Origin of the sequence: Gluconobacter sp. P1D12_c, assembly GCF_018812105.1 — a bacterium.
Taxonomy (GTDB): domain Bacteria; phylum Pseudomonadota; class Alphaproteobacteria; order Acetobacterales; family Acetobacteraceae; genus Gluconobacter; species Gluconobacter oxydans_A.
The window spans coordinates 152,195-177,537 of record NZ_JACSIQ010000004.1 but is presented as its reverse complement, the minus strand read 5'-3'; the positions used below and the strand labels follow the sequence as shown (position 1 = coordinate 177,537).

The window sequence follows — 25,343 nt, the reverse complement described above, 5'->3', positions numbered from 1 at the left end:
AAAAGTCATGTCTGAAACCCTGACACGTCGACCACTTCCCGCTCTGCTGTCTGTGTCTGATCGTGCTGCTGAGAGGTTGCGCGTTCTCTATGCCGGCGCTCATCAGGGGCAACTTTTACGCATTGGTGTTGGTACGCGAGGCTGCTCAGGCCTGTCTTACGAAATGACTTTTGTGGATGAGCCAGCCGTAACGGACGAGCGCGTAGAAGACCAAGGTGTGACCCTGCTTGTTGATCGCAAGGCCACACTTTTTCTGACAGGGACAGTTATGGACTACGAGATCAAGGATCTCGAAGCCGGATTTACCTTCAGGAATCCAAATGAGAAGGGACGTTGTGGTTGCGGCGAGAGTTTTCACGTTTGATCCGTTTAGGATCACGTGAAAATACCAGAACCGTTTCCACTTCTGTGGACCAGAGGAACTGGTCCACAATTGTCCAGTTCAGGACTGAATAGCCTGCATCTTTTAATGCACGACCATCTTTTTCCAACGCAGCAGGATTACAGCTCACATACACGATGTCTTTAACGCCAGATTTGGCGAGTGGCATTGTCTGTGCACCAGCACCAGCGTAAGGCGGATCAAGAACGACAGCTCGTGTTGACTTCAGATCCTGAGGCAGGAGAGGCTGACGCATAAGATCACGATGGAATCCATCTACCCGTCGACCGCCTGCTGCTGCCTTTAAGCAAGTTGCGGCAGCAAGATCACCTTCATACGCTATTACGCGGCCTTTTTCCGACATGGGGAATGTCAGAGTACCGCAGCCTGCGAAAAGCTCGACTGTGATATCTTTTTTGTTGAGTGGCGGAAGCCCATCAACAACAGCCTGTACAATGGCGTTTTCCGCATTTTCAGTCGCCTGAAGAAAGGCAGCAGGAGGTGGAGTAATTTCCACGCTTCCAAATGCTTCCTTGACTGCCCGCGTCTGTGAGACCGTTTCAATAGAACGGTCTTTCGGGTTTTGCCATGAAATCCGCGGCAGTCCGTGTTGCCTCCCGAAGGCGGCAAGCTTGGTGCGGTCAGCGGTAGTCAACTCAGCTGGCGTCGAAAGCGTCAGGTCTGGGCCACTATCCAGAAGATTGAGGACTAAGCCTCCGCGGCCGGTCAACGCACCCAGAGAAGACAGAACCTCACGAAGTGGCTTCAGCAAAGCAAAAAGGGTAGGGTGCAGGACATGACACTCCGTCATATCCACCGGATCGCCATTGCGTCGATGAAGCCCGAGGACAACGCCACCTGGAATACGCTGGATCGCCAGGTCCATACGTCGACGCGTGTATGACGGCGTTTGATAACGCTGTGGAACAGGAAGATCTTCAAAGCCCGCTGCTGTCAGAGCTTCAGCGACTCGTGTTGTCTTCCAGTCCAGTAGCGCAGGCAATGACATCTGTTGAATCGCACAGCCACCGCATTCGCCAAAGAGAGTGCAGGGAGGTGCAACTCTATCTGACGACGGAGCCGTAATTTCAATCAGTTCAGGGCGCGTACCAGAAAAGCGGGCTAGCACCTCCTCTCCTGGCAACGTGCCAGGAATAAAAAGAACATGCCCGTCGTGATGAGCCACGCCGTCTGCAGCAGCGCCTAAACCTTCAATCCGGAGGGGAAAAGCTCCGGTCCCGGGGTTATTCATCACCGTAATGACGAGCATCGTGCTGAACGGGAAGGGTCAGGTCTGTTTCGGCTGCCACCGACAGTCTGTGTCGCCGAGGTACCAGCATAAAGGCGGGTGTATCGCCGCCAAAGCCTGTCTTCGGCGCATCGTTTTCAAAGGCAGGGGCAAGTTCAACGGACTGGCGATCATGAGGAGCAGGCTGCGCAACGGGTGTTGCAACAGGCTGTGGCGCATTTGCTACCTGTGTCTCGTCACGATCCGCACGATTGCGCTTGCGCCCTCCGCGTCGGCGCTTGTTGCGGCGCTGTCCTTCCGATTCGTCCTCAATGCTGGATTCTTCGGAAGTCTGCGATGGGAGTGCCTGCTTGGGTGTCTGAATCAGACGACCGTTCTCGTCTTCCTGAGCCCAATCAACAGACTGTATTCCGGCGAATTCCAGACGGGGAATAACCTTCCCTGTCAGGGTTTCAATCGCGTCCAGGAGGCGGCGGTCACGCGGCCCAGCAATGCTGAAGGCATGACCATGCTTACCGGCACGACCAGTGCGTCCGATGCGATGCACATAGTCTTCCGCATTGAACGGCAGATCAAAATTGAAAACATGCGACAGACCGCCGATGTCAATTCCACGCCCGGCAACGTCAGAGCAGACCAGAATCTTCAACTCGCCAGACTTGAAGCTATCAAGCGTTGAAAAGCGTAAGGACTGTGCCAGATCGCCATGCAGATGACCTGCGGCGAATCCATGCTTCGTCAGATAACGCTGGAGCATATCGACGTCGCGCTTGCGGTTACAGAACACAATGGCGTTCTGAACATTCTGCGCCTGAAGCAGCTTACGAAGCGCCCGGCGCTTCTCGTCCTCTTCAACGATGATCAAACCTTCTTCAATCGTGGTTGCGACAGAAGATGGACGGGAGACCGTGATCTGTACCGGATTTCTCAGGAACGCGTCTGCAAGGCGACGAATTTCGGGTGCCATAGTGGCGGAGAAGAAAAGCGTCTGGCGATTTGCGGGCAGCAGGCTGACGATTTTTTCAATATCGGGAATGAATCCCATATCGAGCATACGGTCAGCTTCGTCGATAACCAGCGTGCTTGTCTGCGTCAGCAGTAGGCCGCCACGTCCGAACAGATCGAGAAGACGCCCCGGAGTCGCAATCAGAACATCCACGCCACGGTTCAGAACTTCGCGCTGTTCGGCCATGCTTTCACCGCCGATCAGCAGTGCATGGGTCAGGCGTAAGTGCTTGCCGTAAAGCTTGAAATTATCTGCAACCTGGAGGGCCAGCTCACGTGTTGGCTCAAGAATGAGCGAACGCGGCATTCTGGCCCGAGCGCGAGAACCAGACAGCTTCTCGATCATCGGAAGCGTGAAGGATGCTGTCTTACCCGTTCCGGTTTGAGCAACACCCAGAACGTCGTGTCCCTTCAGAACTTCAGGAATAGCCTGAGCCTGAATAGGAGTCGGGTGCTCGTAACCGAGTTCCTGAATGGCGCGCATGATGGCGTCAGAAAGGCCCAGATCAGCAAAGCGCGGACGATCTTCTGAGGCCTCAACAGCGACTACAACTTCGGCTTGTGCCGGCTCAGGTTTAATCTCAGCCGTTACTTCCGGAGTAGCTGGCGCAGTTACCGGAGCTTCAGCCTCAGGCTGAATCTTCCTAGGGCGTCCACGACGAGCTGGTGCTTTCGCTGGAGCCTCTGCTGCCTCTACCGGAGGAGCAACTCCAGGACGTGCCTCGGCTTTTGCTGGTTCAGGTGCGGATACCTCGGCTGCGACAGCAGCTTTGGGTTTGCGCCCGCGACGTGGCTTCGGTGTCTCTGCTGGCTCCACGACTTCAGGTGTAGCCTCAGCAGCAACGACTTTCGGTTTGCGCCCGCGCTTTTTGGGAGCTGGCGCTGCGACTTCTTCAACGACTGCGTCACTAACGACCTTCGGCTTACGACCGCGGCGCTTGGGCGCAGGAGTTTCAGTTACTTCCGGGGCGACAGCTTCGACGGACTCGGTTGTTTCTGGAGCTGGCTTGCGTGCCTTCCGACGCGGGGTGCTCGGAGTGTCTGTACCAACCGTCTCGCTCTTGGGGCGGCGGCCACGACGTACTGGGGCTGCTTCAGCAGTTTCTGGTGCGCTTTCCTCTTCGGAGATTGCAACTGCCTTCGTGCGCCGACGAGAAGGTGTTGCGGCCTTGGCAACGGCTTCTGTCTCTGTCTTTTGAGCAGCGGGACGACGACCGCGAGGCTTCTTTTCAGCTACGACCGGCTCAGGAGTAGCCGAATCGGCATCTTCCGTTTCGATCGGGGAATTCTTGATTGCCTTCGCACGGCTGCCTACGGGGCGTCCGCGTTTTGCAGGGGCAGAGGTACGGGGCTTGGAAGGACCGGAGGTCGTTTTCGCGCTCAAATGACTCTCGAGACTCTCGTTGACGGTACAGACCTGACGGAATGGACCGGAGTTGAGGGCGGGCACATGTCCCGCAACTTTAAAGTGGTGCGTTATCGGCTAAACGCTGGAATGGCAAGCGATACAGCCCATGAAGCGCCATATCGCTACCACAATCACATGCCGTGCGCCATGGCTGCAATCAGAATGTTCACAAGACCAAGGCCAGCCATGAGAACCATACGGTTTCTGAGGGTGTCAAAAACAGCAGGCTGAGGGCGCATGGCCCGACGGGCTCGCAGGAACGGTCCGCGAACTGTCGTTATGAAAACCACCGCCATGGCAATCCCGATCAGCTGCATGGCATTGATCGTCCAGTTTACGGCAGCAAAGCCGCCTTCATGGAAAACAAGCGCCCAGCCGCTCACCAGGGAAAAAGGCACAACCTGCCAGAGACCTTTGAAAAAGCGTGTGTAGTTTTGCAGAAGGACAGAAGAGCGTGGTCCAGGGTCGAGCAGGCCGACTGTGGAGCGGACGACCAGGGCGGAGTAGATTGATCCGCCAATCCAGTATGTCATGCACAGAAGATGGATTGCGAGCACTAGGCTCCAGAGAAGTGAACCCGTCATTGATCCTCGTCATGGTCAGGTGGGTGAAGGAAGAGCAGGGATATCCCTGATGTATCGGCCGGAGGTTACCCGAGGGGAATGTCCAAAGGCCATAGGGAACGCGGATGTCGCCTGTGCTTTCTGTAAGCATGCCCGCTCATCAGGAGAAAAACAGAGTTATGCCTCCATACCCTCTTGCGCTGCTAACACCCGAGGAAAGCGACATGATGGATCATGCTGCTTCGGCTGTCGTTCCTGTCGCGCAACTCATGGAAAATGCGGGATGGGCCGTTGCTCGAGCCATTCGCAAGCGGTTTCAGAAATGTCGCGTGGCCGTTGTTTGCGGCCCGGGTAACAACGGAGGAGACGGTTACGTCGTGGCCCGTCTTCTGGCGCGATGGGGATGGTCGGTCCGAGTGGTGGCGATGGGTGCTCCCAAAGAGGGTGGGCCGGCATTTGTCGCTGCGTCAGGATGGGCTGGTCCTGTGCTGCCATTCGAGAGAGCGTCTCTGGAAGGGGCTGACCTGCTGGTTGATGCAGTTTTTGGGTCCGGGTTGAAGCGTCCAGTCAGTGACGACGTAGCTGAAGTGCTCGCAGCTGTTCCTCGGCGTGTGGCGATCGATATGCCGAGTGGCGTATCTGGAGAAACTGGAGAAGTGCTCGGTCAGGCACAGAGTTGCGCGTTGACGGTCACGTTTGTGAGGCCACGGCCAGGTCATTTTCTGGAGCCCGGGCGAGGATTGTGCGGGGAACTGGTCTGCGCCGATATCGGTATGCCTGAGCAGGCATGGAGTGGCCTGAGGCCAAAAATAAGTTTCAATTGGCCGGGGCTTTGGGAGCTGCCGGTTTCCGGAGAGGGAGACTATAAATATCGACGCGGTGTTGTGAGTGTTTGTGGCGGCGCTGTTATGCCGGGCGCCACAAGGCTGGCAGCACGAGCCGCACGGCGGACAGGTGCCGGGCTTGTCCGCATCGCAGCCCGAAAAGCTGCCGAAGCCTATCGACTCGGCGACCCGGGACTGATCATTGATGACCAGCCTCTTGGCTCCCTGCTGGAAGATTTGCGACGGAAGGTTTGGATCTGCGGGCCCGGCCTGACCCCTGAAGAGGTTTCTGAAGTTCTCCCTGCGCTATTGGCCGCAAAAAAAACGGTTCTTGCGGATGCTGGTGCTTTGGCGTGGGGAGCGGAAGACCTTTCTCGTCTGAAAGGTGTGGCGGCTGTCACGCCGCATATTGGCGAATTCAAAAAGCTGTTTGGCCTTGTGACGGGGAGCCGAACTGAAGCCGCCTTGAATGCCGCGCGTGAGCTGAATGCCGTGATGGTCATGAAGGGTTCAGATACCATCATAGCTGCGCCAGACGGACGCATTGCAATCAATGCGCACGCCACATCAGCGCTTGCTACGGCAGGATCGGGCGACACACTGACGGGGGTGATTGGGACTTTGATGGCTGCAGGAATGGAGACCTGGGAGGCGTGTTGCGCAGGTGTCTGGCTGCACGGTGAGGCAGGAATACAGGCAGCCCGTGATCACGGTGGGTGGCCCGTCGCAGAGGATCTGGATCTTCCCTTGGGGGAGGCGCGGAGCGTCGCGACAGAGCTTTCAAAGGCGGATTTAAGCAAAAACCCGGTGGCCGCCCTGTTGTGAAGTAGCGTTTCATGCGCTAAAGGCCGCGCTTCCAAGGTTCGGTAACACGAACCCCGGAGACGGGGCTGAGCGGGCGTGGTGGAATTGGTAGACACGCCAGATTTAGGTTCTGGTGGCGCAAGTCGTGGGGGTTCAAGTCCCTCCGCCCGTACCAACCCGGTTTCCTGAGAAGAGATTTTAACATACCCGACCGAGAGGATCGCCTGGCTCATGCAGGTTACGCCCACGCTCAACGAAGGACTTAAGCGCGCCTTCACTGTCGTTGTCCCGTCTGCCGACCTGCAGGCTCGTCGCGCAGCCCGACTCGCAGAAGTTGCGCGCACGATCAAGCTTCCGGGTTTCCGTCCGGGCAAGGTGCCGGCATCTCTCGTCAAGCAGCGTCATGGCGCAGCCGTGAATGCGGAACTGATGGAAGAAGTTGTTAACGACACGGTTGGCAAGCTTCTTCAGGAACAGGACGTGCGTCCGGCTATGCAGCCGAAGGTAGAGCTGGTTTCTGCTCCGGACTCTGATGGCGATCTGGAATTCAAGATCGAAGTCGAAGTTCTGCCGGAAATTGCAGTTCCTGACCTGTCCGGTCTGAAGCTGACGCGTCTGACTTCCAAGGTTGACGAGGAAGTCGTGAACAAGGCTCTGGCTGACCTCGCCCGTCGCAGCCGCAAGTTTGACGCCATTGAAGAAGATCGCGCTGCCGTAAAGGGTGACGTGGTCTGCGTTGACTTCGTTGGCAAGCATGATGGCACGCCGTTTGACGGTGGCACGGCTGAAGACGTGAACGTCGAAATTGGCGGCGAAGGCTTCATCCCGGGTTTTGCCGAGCAGATGGAAGGCATGAAGGCCGGGGAAGAGCGCGTTATCAACGTGACGTTCCCGGAAGACTATCAGGCTGAAGAACTGGCCGGTAAGGCTGTGACCTTCGACATCAAGGCGAAGTCCCTGAAGAAGCCTGTTGATCCGGAAATCAACGATGATCTGGCCAAGGATATTGGTCTTGAGAGCATCGAGCAGATCCGTTCCCTGATCACGGAGCAGGCTGAAGGCGAGTACAAGCAGCTTTCCCGTCTGCGCATCAAGCGCGAGCTTCTGGACGCCCTGTCCGAGAAGACCGACTTTGAAGCCCCGCAGAGCATGGTTGACGCCGAGTTCGGTCAGATCTGGACCCGGGTCGAGCAGGATCGCGAAGCTGGTCGCATGGACGAGGAAGATGCAGGCAAGGACGAAGAGACCCTGCGTGCAGATTACCGTCGGATTGCAGAGCGTCGCGTGAAGCTGGGTCTGCTGCTGGCTGAAATCGGTCGCAAGCAGGAAATCCAGGTGTCCCGCGAGGAACTGCTGGGTGCAATGCAGCAGGAAGCTCAGCGTTATCCGGGTCAGGAAAAGATGGTTTTCGAGTTCTTCTCCAAGAACCCGCAGGCTGTTGAAGGGCTCCGTGGCCCGATCCTGGAAAACAAGGTTGTCGACTATCTGATCGAGCTGGCTGATGTCACCGAAAAGGAAGTCACACCTGAAGAACTCGCAGAAATCCCGCCTGCCGAGCTCTGAGAGTACTGACGTAAGAAGGACGGGCACTCTCAGGAGTGCCCGTTTTGCTGTCTGCTCCCTTTGACGGAACGCTCTCTCGGGTCCATGTTAGAGAGAACAGACAGCCCATCGGGCATTGAGGAACAGACAGTATGACCATTGGGGACCGCGATCCCGTCGAGGTGTTCAACAACTCTCTGGTGCCGATGGTGGTCGAACAGACTGCCCGCGGAGAGCGAGCTTTCGACATTTTTTCACGCCTCCTTCAGGAGCGTATCATCTTCCTGACCGGCCCGGTTTACGATCAGGTTTCATCCTTGATCAGCGCTCAGCTTCTGTATCTTGAGAGCGTCAATCCGACCAAGGAAATTTCGTTCTACATCAACAGCCCTGGCGGTGTCGTTTCCGCTGGTCTCGCGATTTATGACACGATGCAGTACATTCGTTGCCCGGTTAGCACTGTCTGCATTGGTCAGGCTGCGTCCATGGGGTCGCTGCTCTTGGCTGGTGGCGAGAAGGGGCATCGTTACTGCCTGCCAAATGCGCGCGTGATGGTGCATCAGCCATCTGGTGGAGCACAGGGTCAGGCGTCCGATATTGAGATTCAGGCTCGTGAGATCCTGTTGATCCGTCAGCGCCTGAACGAAATCTATCGTGAGCACACAGGGCAGACGCTTGAAGAGATCGAGCGCAAGCTCGAGCGTGATAGCTATCTGTCCGCTGAAGAAGCGAAAGAATTCGGTCTGATTGACGCTGTTGTGCGACGTCACCCCAACGTGGCAGCCAGTCAGGATTGAGTTTGTTTGAAGTGACAGGGGAGCAGGTTGCTCCCCTTGGAAAGAAAAAGCGGCATACCGATATGCCGCTTTTCATGTCTTGGAGCCCAAGGCTTCGGGGTTGCCGAAGGCTGAGACCTCGGCCTAGAGTTTTAAGTGCTTCCGCATGTCTGCTGCCGAAAAGTGGTCGGTGCGTGCGTGAGGGGAAAGAGGAACAGCGATGAGCAACAAATCCGGCGATTCCAAAAACACCCTGTATTGCTCGTTCTGTGGGAAATCCCAGCACGAAGTACGCAAGCTGATCGCTGGCCCGACAGTTTTCATCTGTGATGAATGCGTTGAGTTGTGCATGGACATCATTCGCGAGGAGCATAAGACGCATCTCGTGAAGTCCCGAGACGGTGTTCCGACGCCAAAAGAAATCTGCAAGGTTCTGGACGATTACGTCATTGGTCAGTTCGAAGCCAAGCGCGCGCTTTCTGTGGCCGTTCATAACCACTACAAGCGTCTGGCCCATGCTCAGAAGAGCAATGACATCGAGATCGCGAAGTCGAACATTCTTCTGATTGGCCCAACCGGAACAGGTAAGACGCTGCTGGCTCAGACGCTGGCTCGTATTCTTGATGTGCCGTTTACCATGGCTGATGCAACGACGCTGACCGAAGCCGGTTATGTGGGCGAGGACGTTGAAAACATCATCCTGAAGCTTCTTCAGGCATCAGACTATAACGTTGAGCGTGCGCAGCGTGGCATCGTCTACATCGATGAAATCGACAAGATTTCTCGTAAGTCCGATAACCCCTCCATCACACGTGACGTGTCGGGTGAAGGTGTACAGCAGGCGCTGCTCAAGCTGATGGAAGGGACCGTTGCGTCCGTTCCGCCGCAGGGTGGCCGCAAGCATCCCCAGCAGGAGTTCCTGCAGGTGGATACGACGAACATGCTGTTCATCTGCGGTGGTGCATTCGCGGGCCTGGACAAAATCATTGCCGCTCGCGGCAAAGGCTCGGGCATTGGCTTCGGGGCGGATGTGCGTTCTGATGACGAGCGGCGTCTTGGAGCAATTCTTCAGACCGTCGAACCTGAGGATCTTCTCAAGTTTGGTTTGATTCCTGAGTTCATTGGTCGTCTGCCTGTTATCGCGGCTCTGAACGACCTGGATGAAGCTGCTCTGATCCAGATTTTGAGCAAGCCCAAAAATGCGCTGACCAAGCAGTATGCGCGTCTTTTTGAGATGGAAGGCGTCAAGCTGACATTTACGGAAGACGCACTTTCCGCCATCGCCAAGCGTGCTATCGAACGTAAGACAGGTGCACGTGGTCTTAGATCGATCATGGAGAATATTCTCCTTGGAACGATGTTCGATCTTCCCGGGCTGGACAGCGTTGAGGAAGTTGTCATCAATCGTGAAGTGGCGGAAAGCAAAGCCAACCCTGTTTATGTGTACGGGAAAGGCAAAAGCGAGCCGGCTGAGCAATCTGCCTGAGGGTGTTGAAGGGGCCGTCTTGTCAGGCGGCCTTTTCGTTCCGACATTCCGGATAGATGCTGTCTGAATTCGTGCCTTTTCTGCATGAAGAGACATCACGGTGTTCGCGCTGCCAGGCAGGCGGAGGCCGTGGGATCGTCCCTATGGAGATCGAGTGAATGACTGACGATACCAAGCCCAAGACGCGCCGCCGCACAAAGAAGGTGGACGCCGCTACTGTTGTAGAAAAGAAGCCTGCCCGTAAGCCGCGTGCCAAAGCTGCGGCTGCATCTCCTGTGGAGGCTGTGACTGAGGTAGCTCCGGCTCCTCGCCAAGATGTCATGGCTGTTCTGCCGCTGCGAAACATCGTTGTGTTTCCACACATGATTGTTCCGCTTTTTGTCGGGCGGGAAAAGTCAGTTAAGGCGCTGGAAACTGTCACGCGCGATAGCAAGCAGATCCTGCTTGTTGCGCAGAAAGATGTTTCGCAGGATGACCCTTCTGCTGACGACATTTACCGTTATGGCACGGTTTCCACCATCCTTCAGCTGCTGAAACTGCCGGACGGTACTGTTAAGGTTCTGGTCGAAGGAACCCGTCGTGTTCAGATTACACGTCTATTCGATGTGGATGGCCACTTCGAAGCCGAAGTGAAAGAAATTGCGGAGGAGCCTTTGTCGGCTACTCCGGGCAGTGATCTGGAAGCTCTGGGCCGCTCAACGGTTTCTCAGTTCGAGCAGTATATCAAGCTCAACAAGAAGATCCCGCCTGAAGTCATGGTCTCGATCAACCAGATCGAGGATCTGTCAAAGCTGGCGGACACAATTGCCAGCCATCTGAATCTCAAGATTTCCGAAAAGCAGGAAATTCTCGAGATGGCCTCTGCTGAGCAGCGTCTGGAGCAGGTCTTTGCTCATATTGAGACAGAGATTGGTGTTCTGCAGGTTGAGAAGCGTATCCGGAACCGCGTGAAGCGGCAGATGGAGAAGACGCAGCGCGAATATTATCTCAACGAGCAGCTCAAGGCGATCCAGAAGGAGCTTGGGGAAGGCGAGGATGGCAAAGACGAACTTGCTGAGCTTGAAGAGAAGATCAACAAGACGCGCCTGAGCCGTGAAGCCAAGGAAAAGGCCCATGCCGAGCTGAAAAAGCTGCGTGGTATGAGCCCGATGTCTGCGGAAAGCACGGTCGTTCGGAATTATCTAGACTGGCTGTTGGGTATTCCGTGGAAAAAGCGTTCCAAGATCACCAAGGAATTCACGCACGCCGAAGGTGTGCTTGAAGCCGAACATTACGGTCTGGAGAAGGTCAAGGAGCGTATCCTTGAGTACCTTGCCGTGCAGACGCGGTCTCAGAAGATCAAGGGACCGATCCTGTGTCTCGTAGGGCCGCCGGGCGTTGGTAAAACGTCTCTGGCACGGTCAATCGCCAAGGCAACGGGACGTCAGTACGTTCGGATGTCTTTGGGTGGTGTGCGCGACGAATCGGAAATTCGCGGTCATCGCCGGACGTATATCGGGTCCATGCCTGGAAAAATTATCCAGGGCATGAAGAAAGCGAAAACGTCTAATCCGCTGTTCCTGCTGGATGAGATTGATAAGCTGGGCGCAGATTGGAGAGGCGATCCTTCGTCTGCGCTTCTGGAAGTCTTGGACCCAGAGCAGAACTCGACGTTTGCCGATCATTATCTGGAAGTCGACTACGATCTCTCGGATGTCATGTTCGTGACGACGGCTAACAGCCTGAACATGCCGCAGCCACTGCTAGATCGTATGGAGATCATCAATCTCTCCGGATATACGGAAGATGAGAAGGTCCAGATCGCGCGTCGTCATCTGCTGTCAAAGCAGGCTGAGGCCCACAATCTCAAGCCGAATGAATGGTCTGTTTCCGATGAGACGCTGTTGGAGCTGATCCGGTCCTACACGCGTGAGGCTGGCGTCAGAAATCTCGAGCGTGAGATTGCCCGGTTGGCTCGTAAGGCCGTGAAGGAAATCATCACGACGGGTGTGACGCATGTTGAGATCACGCCGGACAACCTGGAAAAATACGCAGGTGTCCGCCGCTTCCGTCATGGTGAGACCGAGACGGAAGATATGGTCGGTGTCGTGACCGGACTTGCCTGGACGCAGGTCGGCGGCGAGATCTTGACCATTGAGAGCGTCATGGTGCCTGGTAAGGGGCAGGTGAAGCAGACTGGCAAGCTGGGGGAAGTGATGCAGGAGAGCATCTCGGCCGCCCTGTCTTATGTCCGATCACGAGCTCAGGACTTCGGCATCCGGCCACCTCTCTTCGAGAAGCGCGACATCCATGTGCATCTTCCAGAAGGGGCTACGCCAAAGGACGGTCCGTCCGCAGGTATCGCGCTTGCTACGTCTCTCGTCAGTATTCTGACGCAGATTCCCATCCGTAGAGATGTGGCGATGACGGGCGAAATTACGCTGCGTGGTCGTGTGCTGGAAATTGGTGGCTTGAAAGAAAAGCTGCTTGCAGCGCTGCGGGCAGGGATCAAAACTGTTCTTATCCCGAAGGATAATGAAAAGGATCTTGCCGAGGTTCCTGAGAATGTCCGGCATGCTCTCAAGATTATTCCAGTCAGCCACGTCGACGACGTTCTGAAAATTGCTCTCACGCGTATGCCTGAGGCGATTGAATGGGATGAAAATGTCGATCCTGTAGGCGGAATTCCGGCTGAGAAAGTGGCTCCAAGGGCACTTCCGCACTAACGGTTGGGTTCTTATACGATTCTAACAGTTGACGCGGCCAAAAAGCGCTTCATAGTGCGGCCGCAGATCGAACAAGCGCCTGAGCCGCAAGACTCTTCGGAGGTTGGCTCAGGTGCTCTTAACACCAGAAAGGCACATCATGGAGAAGCCCCTCAACAAGCAGGAACTGATCGCCGCCGTTGCTGACGCCGCCGATCTTCCGAAGGCTAAGGCCAGCGAAGTTGTCGATGCGGTGTTCAGCACGATCGAGAAGACGCTTGCCAAGAAGCAGGAAGTTCGTCTGGTTGGTTTCGGTAGCTTCGTGACCGCTACGCGTAAGGCCGCCAAGGGTCGTAACCCGCGTACGGGCGAAGAGATCGACATTCCGGCATCCACCTCTGTCCGTTTCAAGCCGGGCAAAGGTCTTAAGGACGCCGTAAGCGAATAATTTCGCTTTTTTGGTTCTGAGTGCCTTTACGGGCGCTCAGAACCGTGTATATAGGCCACGTGTTTTCAGAGGGCGATTAGCTCAGCGGTAGAGCGTCTCGTTTACACCGAGAGGGTCGGCAGTTCAATCCTGTCATCGCCCACCACATGAAGACTGTTTTTTGACTATGGCCTGGCGTTTCGAAGTTTATGAGACGTTGGGATCGACTTCCGATCTCTGCAAAGAGAAAGCCGAGGCTGGAGCCCCCGAGAGGCTCGCCATTCAGGCACTTCTCCAAACATCAGGGCGTGGAACCAGAGGTCGTATCTGGGTAGATCCCGGTGGTAATCTGGCTATTTCTCTGCTGTTGAGACCAAAAAATCCCGAAAATTTTGTAACAGCCTGCCCGTTTCTAACCGCATTGGCGCTTTATGAAACAGCGCAGAGTTTCTGCCGTTCGAAAGCAGAATTTTTGCTGAAATGGCCGAATGACTTACTCCTGAATGAACGCAAAATGGCGGGAGTTCTGATTGAGGCTGGTGGTGTTGCGTCTAACAGGTGGGTTGTTGTCGGTATTGGTGCAAACCTGGCGCAGGCGCCTGACGTCCCTGGTCGTCAGTTGGCAGCCCTTTCCGAGGTCGCTCCTGCAGTCGATCCCATTAAGTTTGGCGCTGCGCTGACGGCGGAAATGGATCGCTGGATTGCGTCGTGGAATGATCATGGTTTCGAAGTCATTCGTCGGGCATGGCTCGAAAGAGCGCATCCGGTTGGACGTCATCTTGCGGTTCAGCGTGGTGAAACTTATATAACAGGTTCATTTTCAGGGTTGGATGAACAGGGGCGACTGCTTCTCGCTCTCCCGGGTGGTGAAACCATACCGGTCGTAACAGGTGATATCCTGCTGGGTTAAAGGGACCGGATCGGAACGTGCTTCTCGTCATTGATGCTGGCAACACCAACGTTGTGTTTGCCGTCCACGACGGTCAGTCGTGGATCGGTCAGTGGCGCATGTCCACCAGCGACTCCCGTACAGCAGATGAATATGCCGTTTGGTTACTGGGCCTTTTCGATCGTATCGGGCTGACGCCTGCGTCTGTCACGCGCGCGATTATCGGAACTGTTGTTCCCGCAGCATTATATGATTTGCGGCGTTTCTGTCGCCAGTGGCTCGATGTGGAGCCACTTGTGGCCAATGCTGGCTTGGATTGGGGCATTGAGGCGCTAGTCGATAATCCGGCAGAGCTTGGTGCGGATCGTCGATTGAATGGTCTGGCAGCCCAGCACTTTTATGGTGGCCCGCTCATTGTTGTTGATTTTGGCACGGCAACAACGTTTGATGTCGTGAATGAATACGGTCAATACTGTGGTGGAGCGATTGCTCCGGGCGTCAATCTGTCCATTGATGCCTTGCACAGAGCGGCGGCTCGATTGCCACGGATGAGCATCGGGCGCCCTCTGAACGCAATTGGCCGAAGCACAAGCGTTGCCATGCGTTCCGGACTCTTCTGGGGCTATGTTGGCCTGGTTGAAGGGATCGTAGGAAGAATTTCCGAAGAAATGGGCGGACGCCCCAAGATTGTTGCAACAGGCGGTCTTGCGCCTCTGTTTTCAGAGGGCACCAACCTGTTTGACGTGATGGCCCCGGATCTGACTCTGGATGGCCTCCGTCTGCTGGCGGATCGCAATGCGCTCCTGCCGATCTCAAATTCCCCCGAAGGCATGTAGGCTTTCGGCAATGAATATCGCTCATGATGGTAACACACGTAAGGAATAACTATGACGGATACACCTGACGGTTTGTCCTTCCTGCCTTTGGGCGGGACGGGCGAGATCGGCATGAATTTCAATCTCTACCGCCTCACTAAAAACAATAAGGAAACTTGGCTCGCCATCGATTGCGGCATTGGCTTCTCAGGTAACGACACGCCTGAAGCTGAAGTGCTGATGCCGGACCCAACGTTTATCGCGGACCGTGCAAAGGATCTGTGTGGGCTGGTCATTACACATGCCCATGAAGATCATCTGGGGGCAGTAGCTCATCTCTGGCCTTATCTGCGCTGCCCGGTTTATGCCACGCCGTTCGCTGCCGCAGTACTGCGTCGTAAGCTGCATGAAGCGCATCTGGTTAATCAGGTAAAAATTCATGTGGTGATGCCGGGCTCACGTTTCCATGTCGGCCCGTTTGATCTTCAGTTTGTGTCGGTGACGCACTCTGTCGCGGAAGCTCAGGCAGTTGCTCTGCGGACACCCCATGGGCTGATCGTTCATACAGGCGACTGGAAGCTGGATGAAAATCCGCTTGTTGGCCCGGTCACTGATCTGGAAGAGTTCCGTCGTCTGGGTGACGAAGGCGTTCTGGCGATGGTGGGTGATAGCACCAACGTCATGAAGGAAGGCCGTTCAGAGTCCGAAGCGGACGTCCGCAAAGGACTGACGGATCTGATCACAAGCCTTCAGGGGCGTGTGGCCGTAACGTGCTTTGCCAGCAACGTGGCGCGCGTTGAGAGCATTGCGAAGGCTGCCATGGCGGCTGGTCGTGCTGTCATGATCGTGGGCCGTTCCCTGCGTAATCTTGAAACTGCTGCCCGTGAGTGCGGTTACTTCAGCGATCTGCCGCCGTTCCTGACGGAGCAGGACGCACGCGACGTCCATGATGACAACCTTCTGATGATCATCACGGGAAGCCAAGGCGAGCCTCGTTCTGCCCTGTCCCGTATCGCGTCTGATACTCATCCCAACATCTCGCTGGGTGAGGGTGACACGGTCATTTACAGCTCACGCGTCATTCCGGGGAATGAGCAGGCTGTCATGGCTGTGCAGGACAACCTGTCCCGTCGTGGTGTGACTGTTCTGACGGACAAGGACGCGAAGGTTCATACGTCTGGTCATGCAACGGGCGATGATATTCGCGTTCTGTATGGCATTGTCCGTCCGAAATATAGCATTCCGACGCATGGCGAATGGCGTCATCTGACGGCGCACGCGGCTTTGGCCCATGAGATGGGTTCTGATCCGATCCTGCTGGAAGATGGTGACATCCTGAACCTGTCGCCGGGTGAAGTGAAGGTTGTCGATACGGCACCGACTGGTCGTCTGGCACTGGATGGCGGTCGTCTTCTGCCCATGACGGGTGGTGTTCTGGCGGCACGTCGCAAGATGCTCTTCAACGGCATGGTTCTTGCGAGCTTCGCTGTTGATGACGAAGGCTATGTAATTGGTGAGCCAAAGATCAGTGCGCCAGGTCTTCTGGAATCGGAAGACCCGGAAAGCATTCGCATTCAGGAAGAATTCGCTGATTCTATTGACGAAATTCCTGATGAACTGCGAAAGGACGACACGGCATTCCGTGATGCGGCCAAGACGGCCCTGCGCCGTGCCCTGGGGCGCAAGCTCCAGAAGCGTCCGCTTGTCGATGTTCATCTGCTGCGCGTCTGAGAGAATAGAGTATGCGTCTGAGTAAAGCCTTTCAGCCGACGCTGAAGGAAGTTCCGGCGGAGGCGCAAATTGCGTCTCATCGCCTGATGCTACGTGCAGGTCTGGTTCGCCAGACCTCCTCGGGTATTTATGCCTGGTTGCCAGCGGGCCTGCGTGTTCTTCGGAACATCGAGCAGATCATCCGCGAAGAGCAGGATACGATTGGCGCACAGGAAGTCCTGATGCCGACGCTTCAATCTGCTGATCTGTGGCGTCGTTCAGGGCGTTATGACGCTTATGGTCCGGAGATGCTGCGCATTCAGGATCGCCATGGTCGTGAGCTGCTTTACGGACCGACGAACGAGGAAATGATCACGGATATCTTCGGATCGTCCGTGAGTTCCTATAAGCAGCTTCCTAAGGCGCTGTACCACATTCAGTGGAAGTTCCGTGATGAGGTTCGCCCGCGCTTCGGTGTGATGCGCGGTCGTGAGTTCCTCATGAAGGACGCTTATTCCTTCGATGCGGATTATCAGGGCGCGGTTAACAGCTATCGCCGCATGATGCTGTCTTATCTGAGGATCTTCCAGCGTCTCGGTGTTCGCGCTGTTCCGATGGTTGCTGATACCGGCCCGATCGGTGGTGATCTCAGCCATGAGTTCCTGGTTCTCGCGCCAACAGGTGAAAGCGGCGTATTCTTTGACGCTGCCCTTGAAGAGCAGGATTGGCTGGGCCGTCCGGTTGATTGTGATAACGAGGAAGATCTCGCCGCATTCTTCTCTTCTGTGACGGATCACTATGCCGCAACGGATGAGAAGCACGACGAGGCTGCCTGGGCGGAAGTGCCGGATGGCCGGAAGCGGGAAGGGCGTGGCATCGAAGTCGGCCACATCTTCTACTTCGGCACCAAGTACACGGAATCCATGGGTATCGAAGTCAGCGGTGCCGACGGGACGAAATTCTCGCCTCACATGGGGTCTTATGGCGTCGGTGTCTCCCGTCTGGTCGGTGCAATCATTGAGGCGTCGCATGACGACGCTGGCATTATCTGGCCGGATTCTGTTGCGCCGTACAAAGCTGCGATCCTCAACCTGCGTCCGGGTGATGAAGTCTGTGATGCCATCTGCGAAGAGATCTACGGGGCTGATCCAGAGAACTTCATGTACGATGACCGCTCCGAACGCGCGGGCGTGAAGTTTAATGATGCTGACCTGATGGGGCATCCCTGGCAGATCATTGTCGGTCCTCGTGGTGCCAAGGAAGGTAAGGTTGAACTGAAGCGTCGTGCAAATGGCGAGCGGTTCGAACTGCCGGTGGCTGAAGCGCTGGCCAAGATCGGAGCCGCCTGATGTTTGGCCGCTTCGAGCGTATGGTGGCGGGGCGCTATCTGCGTGCCCGCCGTGGCGAACGCTTCGCCTCGATCATTGCAGTTTTCTCATTGGTCGGAATTGCGCTCGGAGTGGCCACACTCATCATCGTGATGTCGGTGATGAACGGGTTTAAGGCTGATCTGATGGGGCGGATCCTGGGGCTGCACGGAGATCTCACCGTGTTTGGCTATGGTCGCCCTATCGAAGCCTATCAGAACGATGTTGCAGCAATTCGTTCTGTGCCGGGGGTGAAGTCTGTCATTCCCATGGCGCAGGGGACCGTGCTCGTGGAAGCAGGACGATACTCGACGGGTGCAGAGGTTCAGGGGGTTGCCCAACAGGATCTTCGTAACTGGCGCGCTCTGAGTAGCGGTATCATCGCTGGCTCGATTGATCGCTTCACCGGTGACGATGCCGTTGCCATCGGAACGACTATGGCGGATCGCGCGGGTCTGACGGTCGGCTCTCCTATAACGCTGCTGTCTCCGGACGGGCAGGCCACGCCCTTTGGCACGATGCCGCGCGTGAAGACATATCATGTGGCTGCGATTTTCGATGCTAACTGGAATGATTATAATTCAAATATCGTTCTGGTGCCGCTTCCTGCTGCACAGAAGTTTCTGATGCTTGGGAACGCCGTTTCCCTCATTCAGGTCTCGACCAATGACCCGTCGAACGTTCAGCCTACGCGTCAGGACATTGTACAACGCCTTGATGACCCACGTCTTAGAGTTCTGGACTGGACACAGAGCGCGAATGGCTTCCTGGATGCTGTGACGGTCGAGCAGAACGTCATGTTCCTCATTTTGACGCTCATTATTCTGGTGGCTGCTTTTAACGTCATCTCATCCTTGATCATGATGGTGAAGGACAAGACGCGTGATATCGCGGTTTTGCGGACGCTCGGTGCGAGCCGCGGCGCAGTCATGCGGATATTCCTCATGAATGGTGCTTTTGTCGGGATTGTCGGGACGGCTGCCGGTTCTGCCCTTGGTATTGCGTTTGCCCTGAATATCGAACGCATCCGGCAGTGGCTCCAGTCTCTTACCGGGACCAATCTGTTTAACCCGGAAGTTTACTTTCTCGAGCGTCTTCCGGCGAAGCTGGTCTGGTCGCAGGTTGGAGAAGTAATTGCCATGTCTCTGGTGCTTTCTCTTCTCGCAACGCTGTATCCATCCTGGAGAGCAGCGCGAACTGATCCAATTGAGGCGTTGCGTCATGAGTGAGACACAGGTGCCAGCATTAAAGCTGGAGAATCTGACGCGTCGTTTTCGGTCAGGTGAAGAAATACTCGAAATTCTATCGAGTGCTGAGTTTACGCTTTATCCCGGTGAAATTGTCGCTCTTGTGGCGCCGAGCGGAACCGGAAAATCTACGCTCTTGCATCTTGCTGGGCTGTTGGAAGCTCCCACTGAAGGTACAGTTTATATCGGTGGCAAGGCCGTAAGTGGACTGAGTGATAGCGTTCGCACTGCTGTCCGGCGTGATCAAATCGGGTTTGTGTATCAGTTTCACCATTTGTTAGGTGAGTTCACGGCACGCGAGAATGTCATGTTGCCCCAGTTGGTTGCGGGTGTGTCCGCAAAGGTGGCGAAGGCGCGTGCCGAAGATCTATTGGGACGTTTTGGTTTGTCTCATCGCCTGAATTCTCTGCCCGGCCGCCTGTCTGGTGGTGAGCAGCAGCGGACTGCTATCGCGCGGGCATTGGCCAATAGGCCGAAACTTCTCCTTGCGGATGAGCCAACCGGCAATCTGGATGTCGGAACGTCTGATCACGTTTTTGATGAGCTGTTGCGTGTCGTTCGTGAGGAAGGTGTTGCAGCACTGATTGCAACGCACAATCAGGAACTTGCCGCCCGTATGGACGGGACGGTGACGTTACGGGATGGGAAGCTCGTACCGTTCTGAGTTGAGGGGACCGGCAAGAAGAGCGCTGTATCTGCTCGCCGGTCCTGATAGAATAGCGGCATGTCTCATGCCGATTTTGTCCATCTCCGTAATCACTCAGCCTACTCTCTGAGCCAGGGCGCCATTCGCATTTCAGATCTGGTCAGTCTGGCTGTGAAGAATGGTATGCCTGCCGTTGCATTGACGGACAGCGGCAACCTATTTGGTGCTCTGGAATTTTCTCTTTACTGCCGAAGCAGCGGTGTGCAGCCGATTGTCGGCTGCCAGCTCTCACTCCCATCGCGCAGTACCAAGCCCGGAGCTCCTTCTGAGCCACTTGTGGTGCTGGCCCGGAACGAGACGGGGCTGGCCAATCTCCAGATCCTGTCCTCTGAGGGCTTTCTGAACGGTGATCCGGCTGATCCAACAGTTGCTGTGGATGTGCTGTGCCAGCATGCTGAAGGACTGTTTCTTCTCACAGGCGGTAATCGTGGGCCAATCAATCGGTTGATTTACGACGAACAGAAAGGTGAAGCAGAAGAACTGCTGCGTCGTCTGGCAGACGCTTTTCCGGGTAATATTGCGGTGGAGCTCAATCGCTTTGGCGCGGCGGGTGAACGCGAAATCGAAAACGTTCTGATCCCACTCGCGGACAAGCTTGATATTCCCCTTGTGGCTACTAACGAGTGCTTCTTCCCGACCCCGCAGATGCATGAAGCGCATGATGCGCTCATCTGTATCGCGCAGGGGCGGACGATGGCCGAAGCCGATCGTTGGCACGTTTCCCCACAGGCCTGGTTCAAGACGCCGGCCGAGATGCGTGAGATCTTCAAGGATCTGCCAGAAGCTTGTGACAATACGCTCATTATTGCGCAGAAATGTGCCGTTGCTGCGTGCACGCGAAAGCCACTTCTGCCGATTTGCCCGAAGGTTCGTGAGGGCTCAACGGAAGAAGAAACGCTTCGTGCCATGGCATGGGAAGGGCTGGAAAAGCGCCTTGAAGCTATCAGTGCGGGCGAAGATAAAAGAAAAATCTATTCAGATCGGCTGCAAACTGAACTCGACATCATCGCGAAGATGGGCTTCCCAGGCTACTTCCTGATCGTTGCTGACTTCATTCAGTGGGCAAAAGCGCATGATATTCCCGTCGGGCCTGGGCGTGGATCGGGTGCAGGCTCACTGGTGGCTTATGCACTGACCATCACCGATATTGATCCGCTACCCTTCGGTTTGCTGTTCGAGCGCTTCCTGAACCCGGAACGTGTCTCGATGCCTGACTTCGATATCGACTTCTGTCAGGACCGGAGAGACGAAGTTATCCGCTATGTCCGTGAGGAATATGGTGGAAGCCGTGTCGCTCAGATCATTACCTTCGGTAAGCTTCAGGCCAAAGCTGCTGTCCGTGACGTCGGTCGTGTGCTTGGTCTGCCTTATGGCATGGTGAACCGGGTTGCAGAACTGATCCCGAATAATCCTGCCAAACCAGTGACGCTGGCGCAGGCGATTGAGGGCGAACCGCGCCTGCAAGAGATGCGAGACAGCGATGAAGCTTTGAAACGGCTTCTGGAAATTGCTCTTCAGCTTGAAGGTCTTTATCGGCACGCCTCAACACATGCCGCTGGCGTCGTGATTGGTGACCGAGAACTGGTCGAGCTAGTGCCGCTTTATCGAGACCCGAAGAGCGACATGCTGGTCACCCAGTACAACATGAAGTTTGTTGAGCAGGCTGGACTGGTCAAGTTCGACTTTCTTGGTCTGACGACGTTAACAATTCTGAAGCGCGGTTTGGATTTCCTTAAAGAACAAGGAATTATCGTCGATCTCTCACGGATTCCATTAGATGATAAAAAGACTTTTGAAATGCTCGCGAAGGGAGACACGGCTGGTGTCTTCCAGTTTGAAGGCGCGGGCATGCGCGACATGCTCAAACAGATGGCGGCCAGCCGTCTGGAAGATCTGATTGCGGGTGTGTCGTTGTATCGACCGGGGCCGATGGCCAACATCCCGGATTATTGTCGGCGTAAACATGGCGAAGCATGGGAGCCGCCTCACGAAGAAATTCGGGATATTCTGGAAGAGACCTATGGGATCATGGTCTACCAGGAACAGGTCATGCAGATCGCCCAGAAAATGGCGGGCTACAGCCTTGGTGGTGCTGACCTTCTGAGACGCGCCATGGGCAAGAAGATTGCGTCTGAAATGGAGAAGCAGCGCGAGATCTTCACAGAAGGCGCTACCGCCCGAGGAATTCCAAAAGATAAAGCCGTAGAAGTCTTTGATCTTATGGCTCGTTTTGCTGACTATGGCTTTAACAAGTCACATGCAGCTGCCTATGCACTGGTTTCGTATCAAACGGCCTGGATGAAGGCGAACCATCCAGTTGCATTCCTTGCTGGCTGTATGTCTCTGGCGCGGGAAAAGACAGATAAACTCGCTGCGCTTTGTCAGGAAGCAAAGCGTATGAAAATCTCGGTGCTTCCCGTTGATATCAATCGCTCGATGGCGGATTTCTCCATTGAAACACTGGAGGACGGGCGTCAGGGCATTCGTTATGCGCTTTCAGCCATCAAGCGCGTGGGGACTGCCGCCATGGAGGCGGTTGTAGCCGTTCGCGGGAACCGTCCTTTCAAGGATCTGACAGATTTTGCAGAGCGATGTGACCCTAAAAGCATTAACAAAATTCAGATAGAAAATCTCGCAAAATCAGGAGCTTTTGATAGTCTTCTTAAAGATCGTCATACCGTATTCGCGAGTGCGGACATCCTCATCCGCCGGGCGCAGGCGAGAGCGCAGGAACAGCAGGTTGGTCAGACGGGTCTGTTTGGCGGCAGCGGACAGGAACGGGAAATTCTTCGTCTGAATGAGGGGCGCCCGTGGCCGGATTTCGAACGGCTCTCGCTGGAAGCGTCTGCTATTGGTTTCCATATGAGCGCCCATCCTCTGGACGCATACCGCACGGTCCTTAGACGCCTGGGTGTCACGCCGTCCAACGCGCTGGAAAATGCTGCAAAAACAGGAAGTACCCGCGTCAAGATCGCTGGGTGCGTCGTGGATAAAAAAGAGCGCCCTACCCGAACTGGTAAGAAGATGGCGTGGGTCAATCTTTCGGATAGTGGTGGTGGCTGTGAAGTTACGCTCTTTGCTGAGACATTGATGTCCTGCCGGGATCTTCTGGTCGCAGGGCAAGCTATTCTTGTGCAGGCTGAACTCAAACTGGATGGGGACGCTCTGCGGATTACGGCACAGAGCGTCATGGATCTGGAGGTCGCAGCCGCCGCAGAGCGATCTGAAATGCGGGTGTGGCTCCGCCAGTCAGCCGCTTTGCCCAGCCTTTCTGAAATGCTTGAAGAAATGCGTGGCGGACATGGGCGTGTCGTACTGCTTCCTTCTCTGGAGGAGACGCAGGATGTGGAAATCCTTCTGCCTGGGACATATCGCGTGACGCCTCGGTTGGCTGAGCGGATGCGCACCATCCGTGGCGTAGAGAAGGCTGAACAACGATAAACCAGAGAAAATTCTTGCAATAAGGGCGCGTATCAGCCATATCGCGCTCGTCCGTTTTCTTCCCTTCAAGGAGGTTGGCGGACAATCCGCACGCATGACCATGAGGTTTTCTGGTGTTCCGCAAGGGACGTCGTCATGCGGAGGTCTAACCAGATGCTAGGAATTTGAATCATGGCAATGCCAGAATTCACCATGCGCCAGCTCCTTGAAGCCGGCGTTCACTTCGGTCACCACACCCGCCGTTGGAACCCTGCAATGGCGCCGTACCTGTTTGGTATTCGCAATCAGGTCCACATCATCGATCTGCAGCAGACCGTTCCCCTGCTGGACCGCGCCCTGAAGCTGGTCCGCGAGACGGTTGCAAACGGTGGTCGCGTTCTTTTCGTTGGAACGAAGCGCGCTGCTGCTGAGCATGTTGCTGAAGCTGCCCAGCGTTGCGGCCAGTACTACGTGAACCACCGCTGGCTCGGCGGCATGCTGACGAACTGGAAGACCATCACGGGCTCCATCAAGCGTCTGCGCCAGATCGACGACATGCTGTCCGGTGACACGGCTGGTCTGACGAAGAAGGAAGTTCTCGACATCACGCGTGACCGTGAGAAGCTCGAGCGCTCCCTCGGCGGTATCAAGGAAATGGGCGGCCTGCCTGACCTGATTTTCGTGATCGACACGAACAAGGAAAAGCTGGCTGTTGAAGAAGCCAACAAGCTCGGCATTCCGGTCATTGGCATTCTGGACAGCAACTCCAACCCGGCCGGTGTCACGTACCCGATCCCGGGCAACGACGACGCTATCCGCGCCATCACCCTGTACTGTGACCTGATTTCTGGCGCAGTTCTGGACGGCATTTCTGCTGAGCTGGCTGCTTCCGGCCACGATATCGGCGCTGAAGAAGAGCTTCCGGCTGAGACCGCAGTTCTTGAAGCTGCCGTCGCCGAAGGTGAGCAGGCTCCAGCCGCTAACTGAGACAGCGTGCCGTGTTCTCTCTGATGGCACGGCAACTGAAAAACATGCATGCGGTCGGGCGTTTACGCTCGGCCGCATGATCTTTTCGAGGGATAAGAGAACATGGCAGAGATCACCGCAGCCCTGGTTCGCGAGCTACGCGAAAGCACCGGCGCAGGCATGATGGATTGCAAGAAGGCTCTGACTGAAGCCTCTGGCGACATGGAAGCCGCCATCGACTGGCTGCGCACGAAGGGCCTGTCCCAGGCTGCCAAGAAGTCTGGTCGTACCACGGCAGAAGGTCTGGTTGGCGTTGTTTCCGGCCCGAACCGCGCCGCTATGGTCGAAGTCAATGCCGAGACGGACTTTGTTGGCCGTAACGAAGCATTCCAGGCTTTCGTTGAGCAGGTTGCTCAGGTAGCTCTGGAAGTTGGTGATGACCTGGAAACCATCAAGGCTTCCAAGGTTCCGTCTGGCCGTACGGTTGCTGACGAACTGACGCATCTGATCGCCACGATCGGTGAAAACATGTCCATCCGTCGCGCCAAGGTTCTGTCCGTAGAGACCGGCGTTGTCGCAAGCTACGTGCACAGTGCACTGCGTCCGGGCATTGGCAAGATCGGCGTTCTGGCTGCTCTTGAAGCACCGTCCGAGAGCGAAGCTATTCTGACACTTGGCCGCCAGATTGGTATGCACGTTGCTGCAACCCGTCCGGCCGCTCTGGATGTTGCAAGCGTTGATCCGGAATCTCTGGAGCGTGAGCGCGCTGTTCTGATCGAGCAGGCTCGTGAGTCCGGTAAGCCGGAAGCCATCATCGAAAAGATGGTCGAAGGTCGTGTCCGCAAGTTCTATGAAGAAGTTGTTCTTCTTGAGCAGGTCTGGGTACTGGACGGCGAAAGCCGCGTGTCCAAGGTCGTTGAGAAGGCTGGCGCGAAGCTGATTGGTTTCGAGCGCTTCCAGCTTGGCGAAGGCATCGAAAAGGAAGAAAACGACTTCGCTGCTGAAGTGGCTGCTGCTGCTGGCACGAAGTAAGATCTTTCTTTTTCCGGCTGATGGGCTTGCCTGTTCAGTTG

At 55.7% G+C, this 25,343-nt stretch carries 19 protein-coding genes and 2 tRNA genes; 18 read left to right on the top strand and 3 right to left on the bottom strand.

Translation table 11 applies throughout. The annotated features are described in order from the left end of the window. Nucleotides 1–7 precede the first annotated feature (7 nt). Nucleotides 8–364 (top strand): iron-sulfur cluster assembly accessory protein, encoded by a 357-nt coding sequence (locus KP705_RS06230; protein WP_215764185.1) that lies wholly within the window; start codon nucleotides 8–10, stop codon nucleotides 362–364. On the opposite strand, the gene KP705_RS06225 is transcribed toward KP705_RS06230, so the two are convergent. The 3 genes from KP705_RS06225 to KP705_RS06215 form a co-directional block, all read right to left on the bottom strand. Further along, nucleotides 309–1,652: a class I SAM-dependent RNA methyltransferase gene (locus tag KP705_RS06225; protein ID WP_215764184.1), complete on the bottom strand. Its 1,344-nt coding sequence runs from the start codon at nucleotides 1,650–1,652 to the stop codon at nucleotides 309–311. The two genes, KP705_RS06230 and KP705_RS06225, sit on opposite strands and share 56 nt — an antisense overlap. Next, on the bottom strand, nucleotides 1,627–3,276 hold the full coding sequence (locus tag KP705_RS06220; RefSeq protein ID WP_215764221.1) for a DEAD/DEAH box helicase: 1,650 nt from the start codon (nucleotides 3,274–3,276) through the stop codon (nucleotides 1,627–1,629). Before KP705_RS06220 ends, KP705_RS06225 begins: the two co-directional genes overlap by 26 nt. Before the next feature lie 899 nt (nucleotides 3,277–4,175). Continuing rightward, the gene (locus KP705_RS06215; protein WP_046901422.1) at nucleotides 4,176–4,628 is read right to left on the bottom strand and encodes a hypothetical protein; all 453 of its coding nucleotides are present in this window, start codon (nucleotides 4,626–4,628) and stop codon (nucleotides 4,176–4,178) included. A gap of 203 nt (nucleotides 4,629–4,831) precedes the next feature. Here KP705_RS06215 and KP705_RS06210 point away from each other — a divergent pair, with 203 nt between their 5' ends. The 17 genes from KP705_RS06210 to tsf all read left to right on the top strand — a co-directional run bounded on the left by KP705_RS06210 (nucleotide 4,832) and on the right by tsf (nucleotide 25,302). Next, on the top strand, nucleotides 4,832–6,256 hold the full coding sequence (locus KP705_RS06210; protein ID WP_252348261.1) for an NAD(P)H-hydrate dehydratase: 1,425 nt from the start codon (nucleotides 4,832–4,834) through the stop codon (nucleotides 6,254–6,256). A 69-nt stretch (nucleotides 6,257–6,325) separates the two neighbouring features. After that, nucleotides 6,326–6,410, top strand: a tRNA-Leu gene (locus tag KP705_RS06205). 56 nt (nucleotides 6,411–6,466) lie between these two features. Next, nucleotides 6,467–7,798, top strand: coding sequence for a trigger factor (tig, locus tag KP705_RS06200; RefSeq protein WP_046901424.1), 1,332 nt, complete (start codon nucleotides 6,467–6,469; stop codon nucleotides 7,796–7,798). Nucleotides 7,799–7,929: 131 nt separating this feature from the next. After that, entirely contained in the window at nucleotides 7,930–8,574 is a 645-nt protein-coding gene (locus KP705_RS06195) for an ATP-dependent Clp protease proteolytic subunit (RefSeq protein WP_046901425.1), read from the top strand. 199 nt (nucleotides 8,575–8,773) lie between these two features. Further along, entirely contained in the window at nucleotides 8,774–10,039 is a 1,266-nt protein-coding gene (clpX, locus tag KP705_RS06190; protein WP_046901426.1) for an ATP-dependent Clp protease ATP-binding subunit ClpX, read from the top strand. Between the two features lie 158 nt (nucleotides 10,040–10,197). Continuing rightward, on the top strand, nucleotides 10,198–12,744 hold the full coding sequence (gene lon, locus KP705_RS06185; protein WP_046901427.1) for an endopeptidase La: 2,547 nt from the start codon (nucleotides 10,198–10,200) through the stop codon (nucleotides 12,742–12,744). 139 nt (nucleotides 12,745–12,883) lie between these two features. Beyond that, entirely contained in the window at nucleotides 12,884–13,171 is a 288-nt protein-coding gene (locus KP705_RS06180; RefSeq protein ID WP_007282110.1) for an HU family DNA-binding protein, read from the top strand. A 70-nt stretch (nucleotides 13,172–13,241) separates the two neighbouring features. Next, a tRNA-Val gene (locus KP705_RS06175) sits at nucleotides 13,242–13,316 on the top strand. Between the two features lie 21 nt (nucleotides 13,317–13,337). Further along, nucleotides 13,338–14,060: a biotin--[acetyl-CoA-carboxylase] ligase gene (locus KP705_RS06170; RefSeq protein WP_046901428.1), complete on the top strand. Its 723-nt coding sequence runs from the start codon at nucleotides 13,338–13,340 to the stop codon at nucleotides 14,058–14,060. A gap of 17 nt (nucleotides 14,061–14,077) precedes the next feature. Continuing rightward, nucleotides 14,078–14,875 (top strand): type III pantothenate kinase, encoded by a 798-nt coding sequence (locus KP705_RS06165; RefSeq protein WP_046901429.1) that lies wholly within the window; start codon nucleotides 14,078–14,080, stop codon nucleotides 14,873–14,875. Nucleotides 14,876–14,926: 51 nt separating this feature from the next. Beyond that, nucleotides 14,927–16,585: a ribonuclease J gene (locus tag KP705_RS06160; protein ID WP_046901430.1), complete on the top strand. Its 1,659-nt coding sequence runs from the start codon at nucleotides 14,927–14,929 to the stop codon at nucleotides 16,583–16,585. 11 nt (nucleotides 16,586–16,596) lie between these two features. Further along, a complete protein-coding gene (gene proS / locus KP705_RS06155) occupies nucleotides 16,597–17,913 on the top strand; it encodes a proline--tRNA ligase (protein ID WP_046901431.1) in 1,317 nt (438 codons plus the stop codon). Continuing rightward, nucleotides 17,913–19,160 carry a lipoprotein-releasing ABC transporter permease subunit gene (locus tag KP705_RS06150; protein ID WP_046901432.1) on the top strand — a complete coding sequence of 416 codons (1,248 nt, stop codon included), beginning with the start codon at nucleotides 17,913–17,915 and terminating at the stop codon, nucleotides 19,158–19,160. The genes proS and KP705_RS06150 overlap by 1 nt, the downstream gene beginning before the upstream one ends. After that, complete coding sequence (locus KP705_RS06145) at nucleotides 19,153–19,842, top strand: ABC transporter ATP-binding protein (protein WP_046901433.1); 690 nt, start codon at nucleotides 19,153–19,155, stop codon at nucleotides 19,840–19,842. Before KP705_RS06150 ends, KP705_RS06145 begins: the two co-directional genes overlap by 8 nt. A gap of 60 nt (nucleotides 19,843–19,902) precedes the next feature. Continuing rightward, nucleotides 19,903–23,325, top strand: coding sequence for a DNA polymerase III subunit alpha (gene dnaE / locus KP705_RS06140; protein WP_046901434.1), 3,423 nt, complete (start codon nucleotides 19,903–19,905; stop codon nucleotides 23,323–23,325). Between the two features lie 171 nt (nucleotides 23,326–23,496). Next, a complete protein-coding gene (gene rpsB / locus KP705_RS06135; RefSeq protein ID WP_046901435.1) occupies nucleotides 23,497–24,291 on the top strand; it encodes a 30S ribosomal protein S2 in 795 nt (264 codons plus the stop codon). A 102-nt stretch (nucleotides 24,292–24,393) separates the two neighbouring features. Then, a complete protein-coding gene (gene tsf / locus KP705_RS06130; protein ID WP_046901436.1) occupies nucleotides 24,394–25,302 on the top strand; it encodes a translation elongation factor Ts in 909 nt (302 codons plus the stop codon). Nucleotides 25,303–25,343: the final 41 nt, after the last annotated feature.